Source organism: Rheinheimera pleomorphica (genome assembly GCF_011634895.1).
Taxonomy (GTDB): Bacteria; Pseudomonadota; Gammaproteobacteria; order Enterobacterales; family Alteromonadaceae; genus Alishewanella; species Alishewanella pleomorphica.
Genome location: NZ_SIRR01000008.1, coordinates 404,648 through 425,071 on the forward strand (window position 1 = coordinate 404,648; position 20,424 = coordinate 425,071).

The following is a 20,424-nucleotide window of genomic DNA, read 5'->3' on the forward strand; positions in this document are numbered from 1 at the left end:
TTATTTTTCACAGTAACCTCTCTCAGGCTTGGAGCATTCTATGCTGTGTCATTTGCATATCAGTAACTTTGCTATCGTCCGTGCGTTGGAAATCGACTGGGCGGGCGGTATGTCTACCATTACCGGCGAAACCGGTGCCGGTAAATCCATTGCCATAGATGCCTTGTCACTGTGCCTAGGTGAACGGGCCGATGCCGGGGTTGTACGCCCAGGCGCCGACAAAGCCGATATTGTGGCCAGCTTTGATATCAGCAAATTAACTGCGGCTCAGCAATGGCTGGCAGAGCAGGATCTGGCGATGGGTAACGAATGTATCGTGCGCCGCGTGGTCAGTAGCGAAGGCCGCTCGCGCGGCTATATTAATGGTGTTCAGGTACCGGCACAGCAACTTAAAGCCCTGGGCCAGCATTTACTTAGCATTCACGGCCAGCATGCACACCAGCAACTGTTAAAGCAGGACTATCAGCGCCAGTTAGTCGATGCCTTCGCGGCCAACAACGCTTTGCTCGGCAGCACACGCACAGCCTGGCGCAACTGGCAGCAACTGCAACGTGAATACAGCGAACTGGAGCAATCACAGCAGCAACGTGATGCCCAGCGCCAGTTACTGGAATATCAGGTCGCCGAGCTGGATAACTTTGCCCCGCTGGACAACGAATATCCGCAGCTTGAAGCCGAACACAGCCGCTTAAGCCATGGCAACACCCTGTTAAGCCAAAGCCAGCAGTGCCTGCAACTGTTATATGATGATGAACAGCAAAATATTTATCAGGCGTTATCTGCTGCTGCCGCGCAGCTGGATCAACTGTGCACTCTGGATCCCGCACTGCATAACATCAGCCAGATGTTGCAGGATGCACTGGTACAAACCGAAGAAGCCAGCCGCGAACTGCGCCGCTATGCAGACAAAGTTGAACTGGACCCGGAGCGCCTGGCGCAAATTGATGAACGCCTGGGGCAATGGCTGAATTTAAGCCGTAAACACCAGGTCGCTTATGAAGAACTGCCAGCGTTGCATCAACAACTGGCCGCACAGCTGTCTGCGCTAACCGGCGACGATAAACGCTTGTTGCAACTGGCTGACGATATTCAGCAGGCCGAGCAGCACTATATGGCGCAGGCTAACTTACTGAGCCAGCAGCGCCAACAGGCGGCTAAGTTATTAAGTGATAAAATCAGCCGCAGTATGCACGAACTCAGCATGGCCAATGCCCGCTTTGACATAGTGCTAAGCCAGTTAAGCGCCGCTCAGGCCAGTGCCAATGGTATTGATGCCATTGAGTTTCAGGTATCCACCAACCCGGGCCAACCCTTGCAAGCACTGCACAAAGTGGCCTCCGGCGGCGAATTATCGCGTATCAGCCTGGCAATACAGGTGATACTGGCCGATAAAATTACCACACCAACCCTGATTTTCGATGAAGTCGACGTCGGTATCAGCGGCCCGGTCGCCGCCGGCGTAGGCCGCCTGCTACGCCAGCTGGGCGAGGCAACCCAGATTATTTGCGTAACCCACTTGCCACAAGTGGCCAGCCAGGGCCACCAGCAACTGTTTGTGGAAAAATATACCGATGGCCAGGCCACCGAAACCCGGATGCGCCAACTGGATGATGAACAGCGTATCAGTGAAATCGCCCGTTTACTGGCCGGTGAAAACATTAGTGCCAGTGCGCTGGCCAACGCGCGTGAACTATTATGTGCGCCGCTGGTCTGAAAGAAGGTTTTTCAGCAGGCTTGTCATAGGGTATGATGAGCCCATTCAGGTAAAGCAGAAGCAACAGATGAAAGCAGTAATTAAAATAGTAGTATTAGCTCTTGGCCTGGCAAGTATCAGCGCCTGCAGCAGCTGGGTATACCGTATTGATATTCCGCAAGGTAACTTTCTTGAGCAAAAAGACATAGATAAGTTGCGTATTGCCATGACCAAAGAGCAGGTAAAGTTTGTACTGGGCACCCCGGTGGCCACGAATGCCTTTGATAACGACACCTGGCATTATTTTTATGCGCTAAAAGGCGGCAATGGCAACAGCTTTGAAAAGCAGCTGGTAGTAGAATTTAAAGATAACAAGTTGCAGGACATCAAAGGCGATTTTGATAAATCGGCCGAGTTTAATACACCACTGGATATTTAACTGTCTGCACACTGTAAAAAAACCAGCCCGACGGCTGGTTTTTTTATTCTGCGGTTTTGCTGTCGTGCACTCTGCCGCCGGTTACCTTATCTGCCCTGCCTTCTTCTTTCGCCTTTTCAGCGCGGCGGCGACGTAAATCTTTCGGATCGGCAATCAGCGGCCGGTATATTTCTATTCTGTCACCGGCTTTTACGCTGTCATCCAACTTAACCGGCCGGCTCCAGATACCGACCTTTTGTACCTGCAGATCAATATCATTAAACTGCTGCAAAATACCGGACTGCTCTATTACCTGCTGCACCGTAGCCTGACGGCTAACCGATAAGGTTAACAGGCTTTGCCGCTCGGGTAGAGCATAAGCCACTTCAACGGTTATGTGTTCAGCCATGTTGCTCTCCGTACACCTGTTTTGCGCGTTGGGTAAAAGCCTGCACCATAGAGGCAGCCAATTCAGCAAAAATTTTACCAAAGGCAAATTGTACAAGTTTGCTGGAAAATTCAAACTCCAGTTTCAAGATCACCTTACAGGCATTCTCACTTAGCGGCGCAAATTCCCAACCACCCTGTAACTGTTTAAAAGGCCCATCCACTAATTGCATGGCAATGCGCTGATTGGCGTAAAGTGTATTGCGGGTGGTAAAACTATGGCTAATGCCGGCCTTGGAAACGGTAAGTGATGCCACCATCTCTTGCTCAGACTGGCTGACAATACGGGCAGAGCTGCAGCCAGGCAGAAATTGTGGATAGTCAGGCACAGCGTTGACTAGGTCAAACATCTGCTGCGCACTGTAAAAAACCAGCGCACTGCGTTCAATTTGTGGCATACTCTCTCCCCTTTAAACTCGCCGCCGATTGTAACAGAATAACGCGCTGCAACAAGGCTTGAGCCATCGCTGACACCCAAAAACAGAGCTGCGACAAACAACGAATTATGAGTAAAAAACAAGCAAGTAAGAACAAAAACGGTACCATAGCGCAAAACAGAAAAGCGCGGCATGAGTACTTTTTAGAAGACCGCTACGAAGCCGGCCTGGCTCTGCAGGGCTGGGAGCTGAAAAGCATCCGCGAAGGCAAGGTTAACCTGTCCGACTCTTATGTTATTTTACATAACGGCGAAGCCTTTTTACTCGGCGCACAGATCCAGCCGCTGAAAAGCGCGTCCAGCCATGTAGTGTGTGACCCGGAGCGCAGCCGCAAATTACTGCTACACAAGCGTGAGCTGAATAAACTGATCGGCTTAAAAGAACGCGATGGCTACACCCTAGTGGCTACAGCGATGTACTGGAAGGCCTGCTGGGTAAAACTGGAGTTTCATTTAGCCAAGGGTAAGAAAAGCTTTGATAAGCGTGATGATATTAAAGACCGCGACTGGTCACGCGAGAAAGAGCGCATGATGAAACATAATAAACGCTAACCCCCTTGAAACTTTTGTCGCTTAACCCCATCTAAGTTAAGCGACAGGAAAACGGCTAAAGCACAAAGCCTGCTTGTGTAAAGCAAACAGGCTGCGTACAATAGCCAAACACTGAAAGTGAGTGTTACTTCCACAGAATTCGGGGCTGATTCTGGATTCGACGGGATTCACGAACTCTTAGGTGCATGCCGAGGTGCGGTAGGCCTCGTATAAAAAACCGCAAACCAATAGTCGCAAACGACGAAACATACGCAATCGCTGCTTAATAGGCAGTAGATAGCTCTTCCCCTCACGCATGCCTGTAAGCTGAGACTCTGGAAGATCACCCCTAACAGGATCGCGTCGCGTCTTCGCCTGGAGACAACACGTTAAAACCAATCAGGCTCGCCCGACGATAGCCTGCCATTCGGCGCTCATAGGGTTAACTAAATGAATGTGCTAAGCATGTAGTACCGACGATGTAGGTTTTTCGGACGCGGGTTCAACTCCCGCCAGCTCCACCAAATAGCACAAGGCCAGCGAAAGCTGGCCTTTTGTTTTGACGCGGTTGGTTTATACGCTAACGTGTAAGCGTACGTCGATATTACCGCGGGTGGCGTTTGAATACGGACATACCTGATGTGCCTTGGCGACTAGCTCGTCGGCAGTGGCTTTATCCATGCCCGGCAGGTTAACAAATAAGTCAACGTCCAGACCAAAACCGCCTTCAATCTTGCCAATACCTACCTCAGCGCGCAGGCTTAAGTCACCTGGCAGGCTGACTTTGGCGGCGCCGGCGACAAACTTTAATGCGCCGATAAAGCAGGCCGAATAACCGGCAGCGAACAACTGCTCGGGGTTAGTGGCACCGCCGCCACCGCCCAGCTCTTTCGGTGCTGACAGCTTAACGTCTAATAAGCCATCGTTAGATTTGGCAGCACCATCACGGCCGCCGGTTGATGTTACTACTGCTTTGTAAAGAATATCCATGTTGTTGCCCTTTTCAATTAGTGTTTACGACCCGGACATAGTATCCACAACTAATCTTGCATGCAAGATACTTGCATATAATTTAAATACCTGCCTTATAACCGGTGGTGCTATATCCGGCCGCTAAAAATTTGCTACACTGCGCAAAAAGCCCTAAAGCCGCCATTATGAGTAAAACCCTGCCACTGGAAGAACAAGTTTGTTTTGCCCTGTATAGTGCATCTAACGCTGTGATGCGGTTGTACCGTCCCTTGCTGCAGCCGTTTGATCTAACCTATCCGCAATATGTGGTGTTGCTGGCACTGTGGCAGCAAGACGATATCAGCCTGGGAGAGCTGAGCAGTAAAACCTTGTTCGACTCGGGCACTCTCACCCCGCTGGTTAAAAAGCTGGAGCAAAAAGGCTGGCTTAAACGGCTGCCGTCAGCACAAGATGAGCGGGTAAAAAAAGTACAGCTAACCCCACACGGTAAGCAGCTGGAGCAGCAGGTGTCTGGCGTTATGACGGCATTGCGCTGCCAGATTTCACTAACAGATGAACGGATGATACAGCTGCGCACCTTAGCACGGCAGGTTCAGCAGGATATTCAATTACTTGAGAAGTGCAGTTTAGGGTAGTTCCGCCGATATGGCTTAATCAGGTGTTACCGCTGCTTAACCTGAACTGAATTACATTTAATAACATTAGTTAAAATGTAAATTTTTTTACCTATTTTAAATCATAACCTTAGTTAAAATTTGCCGCTATTGAGCATAAATTAACCAAACTGACATTTGACCTTATGCATAATGATCTGCATAGTAAATCCGGCTGTGAGGCTCTGCAACGGAATTGTCAGCATACTAAATCGCACGGATGCCGCGATTAAGCGCAAATTAAGTTCGAAAAACAATAGCATGTCGGGCGCAGACACTAACTTTTTTGGGGCATCTTTATGAGTTCTCTGGCTGCAGTGGCGGATAATGCCTTGCATAATGCAGTACAAACTGTCACACCTCCTTTTATCGCACAGCCTGTGTCCAGCCCGTTGCAGCATTTTGCACGTTTTTTTCAGGCCAGCCTGGCTCATTCAAGCGCGCAAAAGCAGCAAACGTTTCGGCTTCGGCATCAGGTATATTGCGAAGAGTTGCAATTTGAACCGGGCCGCGATAACGGCCTGGAACATGATCAATTTGACCAGCGCGCAATTCATTGCGCGATTTCACGGCTTAGCACGCAAGAGCTGGCCGGTACAGTACGTTTGATCACGTCGGGCCATGCCAGCGAGCTATTGCCGGTAGAGCACTACTGCGCGTCAGCCCTGCAGCATCCGTCATTAACGCCGCAGCAATTTGACCGCCAGCAGATCTGTGAAATATCACGCCTGGCGGTGCCGGCGGAGATCCGCCTACGCAAACTGGCCACAGCACCTTCAAATATCAGCAGCATTAATACATTACTGCATACCCTGGAAAGCCGCTGCTGTGAAGCGGTTGCCATCTCGTTGTATCTGGTGGCCATGCTAATGTGCCTGCACTATAAAAAGTATCATGTGTTTGTGATGGCCGAGCCAGCGTTAGCGCGGGTGTTGCGTCGGATTGGTATTCATTTTGTACAGATTGGCGATGTGGTAGATTTTAACGGTAAACGCGCGCCTTTTTATGTTGATGCCCGCACTACACTGAATACGCTGGGCGAAGAATATAAAGTGCTGACGGATATTTTGTCAGAGCAACTGTTTGCTACCGATATTACCCGCCACTGTGGTATCGCGGGTGTAAATTAAGATTATCTAGTCGCGTTATGGATTCACTGACTCAGCTGACACTGGGCGCCTCAGTCACGGTTGCGGTGTTGGCTAACACGCCGGGCAGCCGGGCTAAAGTCGCCCTGGCCGGCGCTGTACTTGGCACCCTACCCGATTTAGACGTTGTAATAGACTATGGCGATGCCATCAGCAATATGGTGCTGCACCGCACCGAAAGCCACGCCTTGTTTTACCAAACGCTGGCCTCACCACTGCTGGCCTGGTTTGCTGCGCTATGTTGCCAACAGCGCCAGTATTACCGGCGTTGGCTGCTGGCAACCTGGCTGGTGCTTGTCAGCCACACCTTTATTGATGCCATGACAATATACGGCACCCAGTTTGCGTTGCCCTTTAGCAACACGCCTTTTGCCGTTGGCAGTATCTTTATTATTGACCCTGCGTACACCCTGCCGCTAATACTGGCGCTTGGCTGGTATTTATTTGGCAAACGGCACGGCTTATCGGCTAATTACACGGCGTTGGCGTTGTCCACGGCATACCTGCTCTGGTCTGTCATAGCACAGTGGCAGGTTAGCCTGGTTGCACAACGCAGCCTGCAGCAGCAACAACTGCATTATCAGCAGCTGCTGGTGACACCGGCACCGCTTAACACTGTGCTGTGGCGTATCGTTGTAATGACTGACAACGGCTATGCTGAAGGCTTTTACTCCCTGCTGGATGAGTCACAACAGATTAGCTTTTACCACATTGTCCGGGATAACAACCTAAAGCAGCGTTATGCCAACTTAAAACCGGTACAACAGCTGGCCTGGTTTAGCCGCGGGTATTACTCGCTACAGCAACAGGGCGAGCAATTACTACTGACCGATTTACGTATGGGCCAGGAAGGCAGCTATGCGTTTCAGTTTGTCATTGACCCCAGCGACAACCAATCAATACAGCAACTGCCGATGCGCCGCGATATGGCTATCGCCTTACCCTGGCTTTGGCAGCGGCTGCAAGGGCAACCACTGATGTCACCTTATCTGAGTGATATCAGCCAATAACCTGATAACCTGACCAGTCTGGTCGCATCGGCTGGCTCTGGCCCGACGGTGTCAGATGAATATACAGCCCCTGCAACTGCTCGACGGCAAAACAGTCATCCAGTTGCAGTAAATCGTCTTTATGCCGGCTATCAGCATCAGGTAGCAGTAACTGCTTTGCTTTGGCTTTGGCGTCCTGCGCAGAACTGGCGACACAGAGCATAAAATCATGCTGCTCGGCGATTTTGTCTGGCAGATAACCGCCAAAATTCACAAAAAACAACTTGTTGCTACTTTGCTGCGGCGTATCCTGTAACGTTACGGCATAACCATCAATATGCTGCACCTGCATATAGCTATCGATATGCAGACCTTTAACTGTGCCGAACCATTGCTGACACAACAACGCATGGCAATCCTCTATCTGCTGCGCTGCGACAAAGCGTACATCGTGCAATTCAATACTTGCACCTGGTGCCGTGCCACCAAGATAAACCAGAAATAACTGCATAGTGTTCTCCATAAAAGCTACTGCCGGCACTGCTGCCGGCAACAGTACAATGTAAAAATTTCGTGCAAATTAGCGCACTTGCCGTAAAGATGCTATACATTATTTTTGTCATGCGGGCGGCGGTTAGCCGTGCAGATCAGTTGAACCGGGGTTAACTGCGTAGTAATGCGAACGAAGTTACAGCACATTCTGAACCGGATAAGTCGTAATCCTGATATTGATAAAGGCGACTTATCATCAGCTAACACCCTTATTCTGCAAGGCATTACCGAGGGTTTAGCCGTCGACAGAGCCAGTGTTTGGCATTTATCTGATGATCACCAGTTAATACATTGCCTGTATCTGCTTGATGGCACAGTGCTGTCCGAGCCGGATATCAGCCTTAAACGCAGCGATTTTCCCGACTATTTTCAGGCGTTGGATCAACAGCGTAATATTGTTGCTGCTGACGCCCATACCCACCCGCACACGAACGAATTTTCTCAGGTTTACCTGTCACCGCTTAGGATCTGCTCAATGCTCGACACACCAATCCGGCATCACGGCCTGATGGTCGGCATTATCTGTATTGAGCATCGGCAGCCCAAGCAGTGGCACACCGATGAAATCGTGTTTGCCGGTTTTCTGGCCGATATTTATGGCCGGGCGCTCAGTGCGTCAGAGCGCATGCGTTATCAATCAGAGCTGGAGCAACTGAACAGTGGGCTGGAGCAAATCATCAGCCAGCGCACCCAAGAGTTAACCCAGTCGCTGGAGCAGTTGCAACAAACGCAGCACCGGCTGATTGAGGTGGAAAAAATGGCCAGCCTTGGCCGGCTCGTCGCGGGTATGGCTCATGAGATAAATACCCCGCTGGGTGTGGCGGTAACCGCGACCAGCCATGCCGAAGCCACCTTGCTACAGCTGGAACAGCTGTTTCAGGCTGGGCAGTTAACCCGGGAACATTTTAGCCAACATGGCGCAGCGATAAAAAACAGCATTGCGATGGTCAATACCAACCTGCAACGTGCAGTTGATTTGGTAAACAGCTTTAAACAAACCGCAGCACAGGGCAACGACCAACAGCCTGAATGGCTAGAGCTGGAACAGTTTATTGCTAAAGTGGTTAGCAGCGTTGAGTCTTTACTAAAACAACATCAGGTCACAGTGCAGCTTGCTATACCCGCAGGCTTGTCGGTGCAAAGCTTCGCCAGCCCACTGGCGACAGTGCTCAGCCGCTTAATTGAAAATGCCTGCCAGCACGCTTTTAATGGCCAGAGCAACCGCCAGATACAGATCCGCGCTAGCCAGACCGCTTACAGTTGGCAACTTGAGGTAGCCGATAATGGCCGCGGCATGAGCCAGGATGAGCTGACCCGAGCCTTTGAACCTTTTTTTACCTCCCGCCGCAGTCAGGGTGCCAAGGGCCTTGGCCTGACGTTGGTGTTTAACCTGGTCACACACCTGCTGCAGGGGGAGCTCACACTGCAAAATGGCACGCCGGGTTGTGTGGTCAGCCTGCAGTGCCCGATAACACTTAATACTACAAGCGGATAGCCAGGCCATCAGATAGCGCTCTGCGATACGCCAGCAGCGCCGGCAGTGTTGCCAGCAAGGCAGCCAGCAACAGCACTGCAGCCGCCCAATAGACGCTGGTCAGCTTAATAATATTTAAACCAATAAACAGGCCAAACTCAGCGGCCAGCGTGTCCTGCAGCGCAAACAATGCCAACCACAGCACCGCCGCCGCCGATAACATGGACAGCAAGGTGATCAACAACACCTCCAACTGGATCAGCACAAACAAATACCACGGGTGGGCGCCGGCGGCGCGTAAAATGGCCATCTCGCGCTGACGCTCTTTCATCGATGCCAGTATGGTAGTGATCATGCCCACCAGCGCGGCCAGCAGCACCAGCAAGCTGATCAGCAATAACAGATTTTCTACCATGCCCAGCATCTGCCACAGTTCTGCTAAGGCGACACCGGGCAAAATCGCCGTTAGCGGCTCGTTTTTATAGGCATTGATTTGCCGCTGTACGGTAAACGTCGCCATTCTAGAGTTTAGCCCCAGCATAAAGGCGGTGATCGATTTTGGCGTTAAATCCTGCGCTAACGCCTGCTCAGCACTTAATTGACGGCCGGGTATCGGCGCGCCCTGTTGCCAATCCAGATGAATGGCTTCAATCGCTTCCAGGCTGACATGCACGGTTTGGTCAACCGGCGTGCCGGTACGGGCCAGAATACCAACTACCGTAAAAGGTTTATCTTTATGCTGGCTAAAACTCACGGCGCCAACGCCATGCGACAAGGTTATTTGCTCGTTTAGCTGATAGCCCAGCTTAAGCGCCACCTCAGCCCCCAGCACGGCTTCAAATACGCCGTTAAACGGCTGCCCCTGCGCCAACGTCAGCCTCTGGCTGTTGGCGTAGCGATAATGACTAAAATAGTCGGTGTTGGTGCCCATTACCCGGTAGCCACGGTGTGAGTCTCCCAGCGCTATCGGAATACTCCAGGCAATTTGCGGATGTTTAATAATGCGCTGGTAGCTTGGCCAGCTGATATTGGCAGTGGCGTTACCAATGCGAAACACCGAGTACAATAATAAATTCAATTGGCCAGAGCGGGCCCCAACGATTAAATCGGTGCCGGATACCGTGCTGGTAAAGCTGTTTTTTGCCTCCGTGCGCAAATGATCAATGCCCAACAGCAAGGCAATGCTGATGGTAAGTGACAACCAGGTCATTAGCACAGTGCCACGGCGGTTCCATAAGCTTAAACGGGCCAGTTTCATCAGCATGGCTGTACTCCTTGGGCTAACTGCTGCATGTCCAGCTGCAGCTGAAAATACTGTTTCAGGCTTTGGTCATGACTGACAAAAATCACCGTACAGCCGGTTGCATCCGCTTCTGCCAGCAGTACGCGCATAAAGGCATCGCGGTTATCGCTGTCCAGCGCCGACGTGGGCTCATCGGCGATTAGCAGTGCCGGTTTGGGTAGCAACGCCCGGGCAATGGCTACCCGTTGCTGCTGCCCCACGCTAAGCGTCGCGGCTGTTTGCCAATGTAAATGTTCTGCCAGGCCCAGCCGGCACAGCAACTGCCTTGCCCGCTCAACAGAAGCAGAACGGGATTGACCGGCAAAATGGCTACTTAGCAGGGCATTGTCCAGCACCGACAAATAGGGGATCAGGTTCAGCTGCTGAAACACCACACCAATTTGCCTGGCGCGTAAACTATCACGCGCACTGCTACTTAGCTGATGCAACGCCTGGCCATTAATATACAGCTCACCACTGACTGGCCGGGTAATGCCACTGAGTAAATTCAGTAAGGTGGTTTTGCCGCTACCAGAGGCTCCACGAACAAATAAGTGCGCGCCGCGGCTTAACACCAGTTCTGGTATGTACAACTGCCAACTGCCGGGCTGATAAAAAAACCGCAGTTGTTTGAGTTCAATGGCTGGAATTTTCGGCTTGTCGGTCACAGGTACTCTCAGTGTCATGTTATGATGATGGCGTTTTTGTCATTATGCCAACTTAGAGGAGCGAGCTCCAATGCTACGGACGTTATCTGTTGCGTTATCTTCGACACTGGTCGCAACAGTGTCAGCACTGTGTTTTTCTGCCGCACTAAGCGCCAGCGAAGTAAAAACGATTGAATGGACTGACTTAATGCCGGAGGAAGATCTAAAGCTACTGCAGCAAATGCCTGAAGTACAACATGACTATAGCCAGCCTTCACCATTTGACGACAATTATCAGGGCGACGATCCGGCGGCGCAGCAATGGCAACAAATTTTGAGCTCAGCCAAAGTGGTAGAAAAATACAACAATACCAAGGTACGGGTGCCAGGCTTTGTGGTGCCATTAGAATTTGACGCTGAGCAAAATGTAACCAGTTTCTTTTTAGTACCCTATTTTGGTGCCTGTATTCACGTGCCGCCACCGCCGCCAAATCAGATGATTTTTGTCAGTGGCGCAAAAAACTTAAAAGCTGACATGATTTACTCACCATTTTGGATCAGCGGCACCTTAACCACTGACGTGATGACACATGACTTAGGCCAGGCCGCCTACAGCCTGAAAGTCGACAACATAGAAGAATATACTTATTAAGCAAAACGGCAGCCTGGGCTGCCGTTTGTGTTAACACTACCGAAAACGTACTGTGCTGTGGCTAAGCGACGCCTTAGCTGCACCCTGCTGACCATTAATAATCCACTGCACATCCACCTGCTGCAATGCCGGTAACAGCGGAAAAATATTCAGCTGTAGCTCTGTTAACCGCGCCGGGCGCTGACACAACAACTGATAATTAGCATAAAAATCAGCATGGCCTTTACTGGCCTGCGGCTGGTTCAGATCGGTACTGGCCTCTGCCATTGCCAGTTCACAATTGGCATCGGCATTAACGCTAAACCAGTCGCCTTTATTAAAAACGGTAATGGCTGCGGCCACTTCCTGCTGCTGCTCGGCGCTGCGCGGTTGGTGTTCAAAACCAACAACACTTTGCGCCGCAGACTGAAACGCCAGCTGCATTTCGTTGCCCTCCAGCACCAGAGTTAACATAGCATGCCCATGTACATGGGCACCAAAAGCCTCTGCTTCGTCATGCTGCTCATGCTCATGTTCATGAGCACCGCTTGCATGATCATGACGATGCACCGGCTTAACTTGCGCCTCTGCACTATCTTGTGCCAGTGCCGGCTGTACCAGCAGACCAAGAGCCAGCAATACCGAGCCTGTTAATGACAGCTTCATTAGTGTTATTCCTTTGAATAGCAAACTTATGTGACAACATAACACAAAGTGTTTTGCGTGCGCTACGCTCTGATCTTGCATAGCCTCTGTGACGTAAAGCCAGTACTTGCCCTTTTTGCGTTTTTTTATGGCCCGACTTATTGTGCTGCTGGCTGATCAGCTCAGTCCAGCGTTACCCAGTTTACAAAACCTGCAACCGGACGATGTTATCTTGCTGGCCGAAGTTGGTAGCGAAGCCAGCTACGTTAAGCATCATAAGCATAAGATAATACTGCTGTTCAGCGCCATGCGCCATTTTGCTGCGGTGCTTAAGCAGCAGGGTTACACAGTATGCTATATCCGCTATGCCAGCGTGGAGTCGTTATACAGTATGACCGATGCGGTGCAATATGCGTTAAGCCGCTACCCGGCGCTTAAGCACATTCTGATCACTGAATGTGGCGAGTACCGGCTGCAACAGGAAATACTTAGCTGGCAAACACAGTTTGGTCTGCCGGTCGAGGTGCTAACTGATGAGCGCTTTATTTGTACCTTGCAGCGTTTTACCCGCTGGGCCAGCGGTAAAAAGCAGTTGCGGATGGAATATTTTTACCGTGACATGCGCCGCTACACCGGTTTATTGATGCAGGGAGATACACCAGAAGGGGGCAAATGGAACTATGATAGCGACAATCGCAAAGCCTGGCCCAAGGCGCTTGAACCCACTGCCCCATTACGCTTTAAACCGGATGCAATAACTACAGAAGTTATCAGCCTGGTTGAGCAACACTTTGCCGGCAATATCGGAGCTGGCGACACTTTTGCGTACGCCGTAACCGGCAAAGACGCCCGTCAGGCGTTTTTACATTTTGTACAACAGCAACTGCCACAATTTGGTGACTATCAGGACGCGATGCGGCTGAACCAGCCGTTTCTACAACACAGTATCTGCTCGGTATATTTAAACTGCGGCCTGTTAGATGTGCGCTGGATGTGCAACAAAGTGCAGCAGGCTTACTTGCAGGGCACAGTGCCGCTTAATGCCGCTGAAGGCTTTATCCGCCAGTTAATAGGCTGGCGCGAGTATGTACGCGGCCTGTACTGGCTGTTAATGCCAGAATACAAACAGCGTAATGCGTTGCAGGCAAAGCGCAGCTTACCAGCCTACTACTGGCATGGTAAAACACAAATGCGCTGTATGCAGCAGGCCGTGCAAAGCACTATTGAACATGCCTACTCGCACCATATTCAGCGCCTGATGATAACCGGTAACTTTGCCTTGCTGGCTGGCTTGGCCGTTGACGAGGTAACCGACTGGTATCTGGCCGTGTATGCCGATGCCTACGAATGGGTAGAGCTACCCAATACGCTGGGCATGGCACTGTTTGCCGACGGCGGTGTTCTGGCCTCTAAACCTTATGCCGCCAGTGGCGCTTATATCAACCGCATGAGCAATTACTGTCAACACTGCGCTTACCAGGTCAAAAAAACCACCGAAGCCGACGCCTGCCCGTTTAATGCACTGTACTGGCACTTTTTACAGCGCAACCAAACACTGCTGGCGCAAAACCCGCGCTTGGCACTGGCTTATGCTAACTGGCACAAGCGCAGCGACAACGACAAAGCCGCCATTTTAGCCAAAGCTGCCGACACCCTGATTAAACTGGAGCAGCTATGAGCTTAAGCCTGATTTTACTGAACGACACCCTGCGATTGCATGATAACCCGCTGCTCCAGCTGCCAGCAGAGACTAAAGCCGCACTGGTGGTGCTGGATTACCAGGCTTTTTTTGGCACTCAATATGGTATAGCGCGAGCCAACTTAAGCCGGTTGCAGCAGCAACTGGCGGTGATAACTAATCTTAAGCAACAACTGGCAGCATACAATATCGGCCTGATAACCTTAGTGGGTGACAGAGTGCAGCTTATCAGCGAACTGGCGCGTAACCTTAATGCCACTACGCTATACTGCGCCGAGCCGGTCGCGCCTGATGAGCGCAAGGCGTTGTCTGAGCTATCCGCGGTTTTATCGGTAACACAACTTGACTGCAATTCTCTGCTGGGCGAACCGCTTAGGCCCAGACTTTCGCGCCTACCAGATAGTTTTACACCCTTTCGCAAACAATTAGAGCCGTTATTGCGGGTAAGCCCACCGAACAATACTTTATTGCCAGCCGAGGGTTGGTTAAATGCGAGCCTATGCGAGCCTTACAACAGTGCTTTTGAACAGTTAGTTATGCAATATCAGCCTGCATTGCTGCAACGTGTCGCATCAGAACAAGACGCACTGACGCGGGTAGCGAAGTTTATCTGGCAAGGCCGGCATATTTTAACCTACAAAGAAACGCGTAATCAGCTGTTGGGGCAGCACTACGCCAGTTTTTGCTCGGCGCCACTGGCGCTTGGCACGTTGTCGGTGCGCCAGCTGTGGCAACATATCGTGCAGTTTGAACAGGATATCGCCGCAAACGACTCAACCTACTGGCTTAAATTTGAACTCCTGTGGCGTGAGTTTTTCCGCTGGCAATTTCGCAAATACCGCGACCGCTGGTTTAGCCGCCAAGGCATCAAACAGGCCATGCAAGGCCAGCCGGATTTTAGCCCGCCACGACTGAGCGCCATGCAGCGTAACAACTTTAAGCGCTGGTGCACCGGCCAAACCGGTATCGACTTTATTGATGCCAATATGCAGCTGCTAAATAAAACCGGTTTAATGAGTAACCGCGGCCGGCAAAATGTCGCCAGTTATTTGATTTATGACTTGGGGGTCGACTGGCGCCTCGGCGCAGCCTATTTTGAACAGCGCTTACTCGATTACGACTGCGCCAGCAACTGGGGTAACTGGGCTTACATTGCCGGCTGTGGTAACAGCAGCGCGCGCCGTTTCAATATAGAAAAACAGGCGCAAATGTATGATGCTGACGGCAGCTTTGTCCGCGCCATACTACAGAGCTCAGCAAGATGACCGCCCTGGTCTGGTTTAAACGCGATTTACGCATTGATGATCATCAACCGCTGTATCAGGCCGCCAAAAGCGGCGCAGTATTGCCGCTGTACATTATTGAGCCGGACTACTGGCAACAAAGCGATGTGTCGCTGCGCCACTGGCAATTTGTTGCTCCCGCACTGCATAGCCTAAACCAACAACTAAGCGCTTTGGGGCAACCACTGCTAGTGGTAAAGGGCCCGGCAACAGCTGTACTGCGCCAGCTTTGTCGCCAATTTAACATTAGCGCCGTGTATAGCCATGAAGAAACCGGTAATTTGTGGACCTATCAGCGCGATCTGGCGGTCAAGCGCTTACTGCAAGATCTGCACATTCCCTGGCAGCAATACCGTCAGTTTGCCGTATTTCGTGGTTTAACTAACCGCGACAACTGGTTCAAGCTGGCCGACAACTGGCTAAAAACGGCAACGGCACCGGCCGTTAACCGCCTGCCATTTCTTACCGCTGCGAGTTGGGACCTATCCGAGCTGACACCAGAACGGCGCAGCGATCTGGCATTATGCACAACAATACAAAGCGCCGGGGCCGCCAGGCACACCTTTAACAGCTTTATCAGCGGGCGCTGTGACAACTACCGTCAGCATATCTCCCTGGCCGCCAAGGCAGTACACAGCTGCTCACGGTTAAGCCCGTATATTAGCTACGGCCAGCTTAGCCTGCGCCAGCTGCAGCAACAAAGCTATCTGGCAATGAAACAGGCCAGCACGCAGCGCCGACAACAAGGTTTGCAGGCATTCTTCAGCCGGCTGCGCTGGCATTGCCATTTTATGCAAAAGCTGGAAGATGAACCGGCGATTGAATTTTTTAATATGCATCGCGGCTTTGACGGGCTGCGCGAAGCCGACTTTAACCCCGCCCATTTTGCAGCCTGGCGTCACGGCAATACCGGTTACCCACTGATTGACGCCGCTATGCGCTGCTTACTCGCCTGCGGCTGGCTGCATTTTCGCGCCCGCGCCATGCTGGTGGCCTTCGCCAGTTATCATTTATGGTTGCACTGGCGGCCTTTAGCCCTGCACCTGGCACAATGTTTTGTTGATTACGAACCGGGTATTCATTATGCCCAAATTCAGATGCAGGCCGGCACCACCGGCATAAACCCTAACCGGATGTATAACCCAGTAAAACAAAGCCAGCAAAAAGACGCCGATGGCCAGTTTATCCGCCAGTGGTTACCTCAGCTGCGCCAGGTGCCTGACAGCTGGCTGCATACGCCCTGGCTGATGTCCAAATCACTGCAGCAGCAATATGGTTGTGTGATAGAGCGTGATTACCCCTCACCTATTGTTAACTTACAGCAGGCACAGCAGCTAGCCAGGGCAAGGCTGAGTTTATGGTTAAAACAACATGATCAGCAACAGTGGCAGCAACAACAGCAGACCGTTTTTAGCCGTCATGCCAGTCGTAAACGCCCGCCAACCAACAAGCGCAGAGCAGCGCGCGGCCAGCTTAGTTTTGACTGGTAGCCATCAGTACGCCGGGTGGCTGTGTTTCCAGCCAGTACACAGTCTGCCATATGGCTGCCATTGCCATATTAAGGAACTCAGCATCGATGCGCTGCCAGGTATCGTCCGGCGTGTGATAGTGTCGGTGGTCCTGCCCGCCGAAAAACAAATAGGCAATACCGGCACGATAAAAAGGCCCATGGTCGCTGGCATTGGGCCAATCGTAGCGTACCCTATCGCGCAGCATTCGTGATGGGCCGCGATGATGCAAAAACAGTATTCGGCTAAAGGCGGGCTCCAGTTCAGCTTTTAGCGCCGGATAACGTTTGGCACCGGTAAGGTATAATTTACCACGCTGGTCCGGCCGGCCCAGCATATCCAGGTTCAGGTTAAGTACTATGCTGCTTAGCGGCACCGGCGGCTGAGCAACAAAGGCCTTACTGCCATACAGGCCGTTCTCTTCGGCATCGGTGGCAAGAAAAATATAGGAATAGGCCGGACAGCTTTTACCCAACCTGCTGGCCAGCTCCAGCATTGCAGCGACCCCGGACGCATTGTCATCAGCACCGTGAAAGATTTTACGGCCTTCCTTGCCCAGATGGTCATAGTGCGCCGTTACCACAATGTAATGCTGTGGGTATTGGCAACCCGGCAAGTAGCCAACGACATTAATAGCGGCCTTTTGATGGCCATAGTCAAACGGCTGCATATAACTGACACTGAAGTGTTGCAAACCTAACTGCTGATAACGCTGGGCTATATACTGCCGCGCTAACTGTGCCCCGACTGAACCGGTTTTACGGCCTTGCATTTGTGCATCACTTAACTGCTCGATATCTTGATGTAAAGCTGTAGCATTAACCGCTAAACAAACAAGTAAAACACAGCAACACAGCAGCAGCTGCATCCTAGCGCCTTAACGCCAGCGCTTCCAACTTAGCATAGTAACGTTGCTGCTCAGTTGCTGCTGACAATTCTGCGGCTTTAGTCAGCGAACTATAGGCTAACCCTGGCTGATTGTTGTTAAAATAAGCTAATGCCAATTCAAATTGAAACTGATGCAAATACGGTGCTTGGGCCGCAGCCTTCTTAAAAAAAACAATCGCTTGCTGATATTGCTCTGTTTTAACTGCATTGAGCCCCAATGAATACCAAAGGTAAGGATCATGTTCGTCCAGTGCCTGCAAAGATTGCAGCAGCTGCGTCGCGACTTCCGGCTCCCCGACACTTTGCTTAAGTACCGCATAGTTTCCAATCAATGTCGCCTTGCTATCAGCAACTTCAAGTCCATATAGATAAAACTGCTCAGCCAGCGATTCTTGTTGCAGGCGCCGATGAACAACCGCAACAAGATTAATGGCTGCACCATAAGTCGGAGCGTAGTTTAATGCTGTGCGCAATAATGCCAGAGCCTGTGCATACTGTCCGCTTAATATGGCATCAGCAGCCAGGTTACGATAGAACATGGCGACAAAAGTGCTGTGTGAAATTCTCGGCCCGGTTATATCACCAGCTGCCGGCATATAATCGATAATAATGCCGGGTGTAGAGAAGTATATTGTGTTTTTCTCTGGCGTAAAATCGGCTGCATATACAAAGGTTCGCACATGATCTGATGACAGCATAAAGTCATTCTCTATGCTGTATAGTGGCGCAGAGACGATAGTTTGAAACTTAACGTCCACCCCAACTATATCGGCTAATGCCTTGGTTAGTACCGCCAGTGTTATACAGTTACCACTTTTTAATGCAAAAGCCTGGGTTGCAGTGTGGTTCTTCCCCTGATAGTTGAACCCGGAAAAGTGCTCCGACAAAAAACGATAAATACGGCGATGACCGGCAATATGTTGGCGGGAAGGGTCGTTATAATAGGTAAGAAATTCAGTTTGCTGAGCCGGTGTAAGGACAAAAATATCCGCAAGCGATGGCACCGGTGTATTTGCTGTTTCCAGCAGCGGCGAATAAGGTATTTCAGGTACAGCTGCAACAGGTTGTATCACCTTACCAGCACAACCAGCTAGCATTAAAGCAGCCAACAACAATGATAAGCTATTCCTATTGCAATTCCACATAACGTTCCAGGTTAAGTAATAGTTAACATGTTATATCGCATCCTCATCTTCTTCGCCAGTGCGGATGCGGATGACGCGTTCAACGTCAAAGACAAAAATCTTACCATCGCCAATACGGCCGGTTTGCGCCGTTTTCATAATGGCTTCAACGCAGCGCTCTACCTGCTCATCCGGTACAACAATTTCCAGCTTCACTTTAGGCAGAAAGTCCACCATATATTCAGCACCGCGGTAAAGCTCGGTATGGCCTTTTTGCCGGCCAAAACCCTTTACTTCGGTTACTGTCATACCGGTGATATTGATATCTGCCAACGCTTCGCGTACATCGTCTAACTTAAAAGGTTTGATAATTGCTTCGATTTTTTTCATTGTAATGCCCGTAAGTTAAGCCGCAGTGTTGTTGGCAGTATAATACAAGCCGCCAGCTGCTTCAGCAGTTAATACTGAAGAATCACTTGATCCACAGCCGGTAAAGCAAGGTAAGATAGGCAGATATTGACAGTAAGGGCTAAAAGCGATGAATGCAGCACAAATTATTGCCGAAATGCGGGTATTACCGCAAATAGATCCGGCATTTGAGATCCGCCGCCGGGTAGATTTTATTAAACAACGTCTGGTCGCATCTGGCATGAAAACTTTAGTGCTTGGGATCAGTGGAGGCATCGACTCCACCACCTGCGGTCGTCTGGCGCAATTAGCCGTAGATGAATTAAACCACAGTGGCAGCGGTTATCAGTTTGTGGCGGTGCGCCTGCCTTACGCCACACAAAAAGATGAAGCCGAAGCACAGCTAGCGGTCGATTTTATTCAGCCCAGCAAAGCGCTGTCAGTTAATGTACAAGGCGGTGCTGATGCTATTCATCAGGCCACCTGGAGCGCTATGACGGCTGTCGGGTTGGCTACAGCCAGCGAAGCGCAGGCCGACTTTGCTAAAGGCAATGTTAAAGCCCGCACCCGTATGGTGGTGCAATACCATATTGCGGCCTTACTTGGCGGTTTAGTGTTAGGCACCGATCACTCTGCAGAAAATATCACTGGCTTTTACACTAAATGGGGCGATGGCGCCTGCGATCTGGCACCACTGTTTGGGTTAAATAAACGTCAGGTGCGTTTAGTCGGCGAAACTTTGGCGGCACCTGCACTGTTGGTCGGCAAAGTGCCTACTGCCGATTTGGAATGCCTGTCGCCACAAAAAGCCGATGAAGCCGCACTAGGGTTAAGCTATGATGAGATTGATGATTTTCTCGAGGGCAAAGCAGTCTCTGCCGCCGTCAGTGAAAAGCTGATTAGTATCTACCAGAAAACCCAACACAAGCGTCAGCCAATACCCACGATTTACGACGCCGAGCAATAAATAATAACCAATATATTTACATTTTAGCA

The 20,424-nt window shown here is 50.8% G+C and carries 22 protein-coding genes and 1 other RNA gene; 13 read left to right on the forward strand and 10 right to left on the reverse strand.

From position 1 onward, the window contains the following. Window positions 1-40 precede the first annotated feature (40 nt). Both recN and EYB30_RS11015 read left to right on the forward strand, forming a co-directional pair. Entirely contained in the window at window positions 41-1,714 is a 1,674-nt protein-coding gene (gene recN / locus EYB30_RS11010; RefSeq protein ID WP_166838961.1) for a DNA repair protein RecN, read from the forward strand. Between the two features lie 67 nt (window positions 1,715-1,781). Further along, the gene (locus tag EYB30_RS11015; RefSeq protein ID WP_166838962.1) at window positions 1,782-2,132 is read left to right on the forward strand and encodes an outer membrane protein assembly factor BamE; all 351 of its coding nucleotides are present in this window, start codon (window positions 1,782-1,784) and stop codon (window positions 2,130-2,132) included. A gap of 43 nt (window positions 2,133-2,175) precedes the next feature. On the opposite strand, the gene EYB30_RS11020 is transcribed toward EYB30_RS11015, so the two are convergent. Then, window positions 2,176-2,520, reverse strand: a complete 345-nt coding sequence (locus EYB30_RS11020; RefSeq protein ID WP_166838963.1) for an RnfH family protein — start codon at window positions 2,518-2,520, stop codon at window positions 2,176-2,178. After that, a complete protein-coding gene (locus EYB30_RS11025; RefSeq protein WP_166838964.1) occupies window positions 2,513-2,956 on the reverse strand; it encodes an SRPBCC family protein in 444 nt (147 codons plus the stop codon). The genes EYB30_RS11020 and EYB30_RS11025 overlap by 8 nt, the downstream gene beginning before the upstream one ends. A gap of 107 nt (window positions 2,957-3,063) precedes the next feature. Here EYB30_RS11025 and smpB point away from each other — a divergent pair, with 107 nt between their 5' ends. Next, window positions 3,064-3,546, forward strand: a complete 483-nt coding sequence (gene smpB, locus EYB30_RS11030) for an SsrA-binding protein SmpB (protein ID WP_166838965.1) — start codon at window positions 3,064-3,066, stop codon at window positions 3,544-3,546. A 141-nt stretch (window positions 3,547-3,687) separates the two neighbouring features. Further along, window positions 3,688-4,049, forward strand: a transfer-messenger RNA (tmRNA) gene (gene ssrA / locus EYB30_RS11035). Window positions 4,050-4,098: 49 nt separating this feature from the next. Here ssrA and EYB30_RS11040 read toward each other — a convergent pair. Continuing rightward, window positions 4,099-4,515 carry an organic hydroperoxide resistance protein gene (locus EYB30_RS11040; RefSeq protein ID WP_166838966.1) on the reverse strand — a complete coding sequence of 139 codons (417 nt, stop codon included), beginning with the start codon at window positions 4,513-4,515 and terminating at the stop codon, window positions 4,099-4,101. Window positions 4,516-4,682: 167 nt separating this feature from the next. Between EYB30_RS11040 and EYB30_RS11045 the strand changes: the two genes are divergently transcribed. The 3 genes from EYB30_RS11045 (at window position 4,683) to EYB30_RS11055 (ending at window position 7,308) form a co-directional block, all read left to right on the forward strand. Then, complete coding sequence (locus EYB30_RS11045) at window positions 4,683-5,132, forward strand: MarR family winged helix-turn-helix transcriptional regulator (RefSeq protein WP_166838967.1); 450 nt, start codon at window positions 4,683-4,685, stop codon at window positions 5,130-5,132. Window positions 5,133-5,449: 317 nt separating this feature from the next. After that, complete coding sequence (locus EYB30_RS11050; protein ID WP_166838968.1) at window positions 5,450-6,280, forward strand: PEP-CTERM/exosortase system-associated acyltransferase; 831 nt, start codon at window positions 5,450-5,452, stop codon at window positions 6,278-6,280. Between the two features lie 17 nt (window positions 6,281-6,297). Then, window positions 6,298-7,308: a metal-dependent hydrolase gene (locus EYB30_RS11055; protein ID WP_166838969.1), complete on the forward strand. Its 1,011-nt coding sequence runs from the start codon at window positions 6,298-6,300 to the stop codon at window positions 7,306-7,308. On the opposite strand, the gene EYB30_RS11060 is transcribed toward EYB30_RS11055, so the two are convergent. After that, window positions 7,298-7,798, reverse strand: a complete 501-nt coding sequence (locus EYB30_RS11060) for a DUF1543 domain-containing protein (protein ID WP_166838970.1) — start codon at window positions 7,796-7,798, stop codon at window positions 7,298-7,300. The two genes, EYB30_RS11055 and EYB30_RS11060, sit on opposite strands and share 11 nt — an antisense overlap. A 165-nt stretch (window positions 7,799-7,963) precedes the next feature. On the opposite strand from EYB30_RS11060, the gene EYB30_RS11065 reads away from it, so the two are divergent. Next, window positions 7,964-9,334, forward strand: coding sequence for an ATP-binding protein (locus EYB30_RS11065; RefSeq protein ID WP_166838971.1), 1,371 nt, complete (start codon window positions 7,964-7,966; stop codon window positions 9,332-9,334). On the opposite strand, the gene EYB30_RS11070 is transcribed toward EYB30_RS11065, so the two are convergent. Together EYB30_RS11070 and EYB30_RS11075 are read right to left on the reverse strand one after the other, a co-directional pair. Continuing rightward, a complete protein-coding gene (locus EYB30_RS11070; protein WP_166838972.1) occupies window positions 9,321-10,577 on the reverse strand; it encodes an ABC transporter permease in 1,257 nt (418 codons plus the stop codon). The two genes, EYB30_RS11065 and EYB30_RS11070, sit on opposite strands and share 14 nt — an antisense overlap. After that, window positions 10,571-11,281 (reverse strand): ABC transporter ATP-binding protein, encoded by a 711-nt coding sequence (locus EYB30_RS11075; protein WP_206674624.1) that lies wholly within the window; start codon window positions 11,279-11,281, stop codon window positions 10,571-10,573. The genes EYB30_RS11070 and EYB30_RS11075 overlap by 7 nt, the downstream gene beginning before the upstream one ends. 52 nt (window positions 11,282-11,333) lie before the next feature. Here EYB30_RS11075 and EYB30_RS11080 point away from each other — a divergent pair, with 52 nt between their 5' ends. After that, the gene (locus EYB30_RS11080) at window positions 11,334-11,894 is read left to right on the forward strand and encodes a DUF3299 domain-containing protein (RefSeq protein ID WP_166838973.1); all 561 of its coding nucleotides are present in this window, start codon (window positions 11,334-11,336) and stop codon (window positions 11,892-11,894) included. A gap of 36 nt (window positions 11,895-11,930) precedes the next feature. On the opposite strand, the gene EYB30_RS11085 is transcribed toward EYB30_RS11080, so the two are convergent. After that, window positions 11,931-12,539 carry a ZrgA family zinc uptake protein gene (locus tag EYB30_RS11085; RefSeq protein WP_166838974.1) on the reverse strand — a complete coding sequence of 203 codons (609 nt, stop codon included), beginning with the start codon at window positions 12,537-12,539 and terminating at the stop codon, window positions 11,931-11,933. Between the two features lie 127 nt (window positions 12,540-12,666). Between EYB30_RS11085 and EYB30_RS11090 the strand changes: the two genes are divergently transcribed. From EYB30_RS11090 to EYB30_RS11100, 3 genes are read left to right on the forward strand one after another with little or no spacing between them, the layout of a single operon-like run. Continuing rightward, window positions 12,667-14,196: a cryptochrome/photolyase family protein gene (locus tag EYB30_RS11090; protein ID WP_166838975.1), complete on the forward strand. Its 1,530-nt coding sequence runs from the start codon at window positions 12,667-12,669 to the stop codon at window positions 14,194-14,196. Next, on the forward strand, window positions 14,193-15,482 hold the full coding sequence (locus EYB30_RS11095; protein ID WP_166838976.1) for a DASH family cryptochrome: 1,290 nt from the start codon (window positions 14,193-14,195) through the stop codon (window positions 15,480-15,482). The genes EYB30_RS11090 and EYB30_RS11095 overlap by 4 nt, the downstream gene beginning before the upstream one ends. Further along, window positions 15,479-16,990, forward strand: a complete 1,512-nt coding sequence (locus EYB30_RS11100) for an FAD-binding domain-containing protein (protein ID WP_166838977.1) — start codon at window positions 15,479-15,481, stop codon at window positions 16,988-16,990. The genes EYB30_RS11095 and EYB30_RS11100 overlap by 4 nt, the downstream gene beginning before the upstream one ends. On the opposite strand, the gene EYB30_RS11105 is transcribed toward EYB30_RS11100, so the two are convergent. Genes EYB30_RS11105 through glnB form a run of 3 tightly spaced genes read right to left on the reverse strand, consistent with a single transcriptional unit; the run spans window position 16,974 to window position 19,410 of the window. Further along, window positions 16,974-17,876, reverse strand: coding sequence for a M28 family peptidase (locus tag EYB30_RS11105; RefSeq protein WP_166838978.1), 903 nt, complete (start codon window positions 17,874-17,876; stop codon window positions 16,974-16,976). The genes EYB30_RS11100 and EYB30_RS11105 overlap by 17 nt on opposite strands. A gap of 1 nt (window position 17,877) precedes the next feature. After that, the gene (locus EYB30_RS11110) at window positions 17,878-19,011 is read right to left on the reverse strand and encodes a tetratricopeptide repeat protein (protein ID WP_166838979.1); all 1,134 of its coding nucleotides are present in this window, start codon (window positions 19,009-19,011) and stop codon (window positions 17,878-17,880) included. A gap of 60 nt (window positions 19,012-19,071) precedes the next feature. Then, the gene (glnB, locus tag EYB30_RS11115) at window positions 19,072-19,410 is read right to left on the reverse strand and encodes a nitrogen regulatory protein P-II (RefSeq protein WP_008219040.1); all 339 of its coding nucleotides are present in this window, start codon (window positions 19,408-19,410) and stop codon (window positions 19,072-19,074) included. Between the two features lie 148 nt (window positions 19,411-19,558). Here glnB and nadE point away from each other — a divergent pair, with 148 nt between their 5' ends. Continuing rightward, complete coding sequence (nadE, locus tag EYB30_RS11120) at window positions 19,559-20,395, forward strand: ammonia-dependent NAD(+) synthetase (protein WP_166838980.1); 837 nt, start codon at window positions 19,559-19,561, stop codon at window positions 20,393-20,395. The last annotated feature ends 29 nt before the right edge of the window (window positions 20,396-20,424 follow it).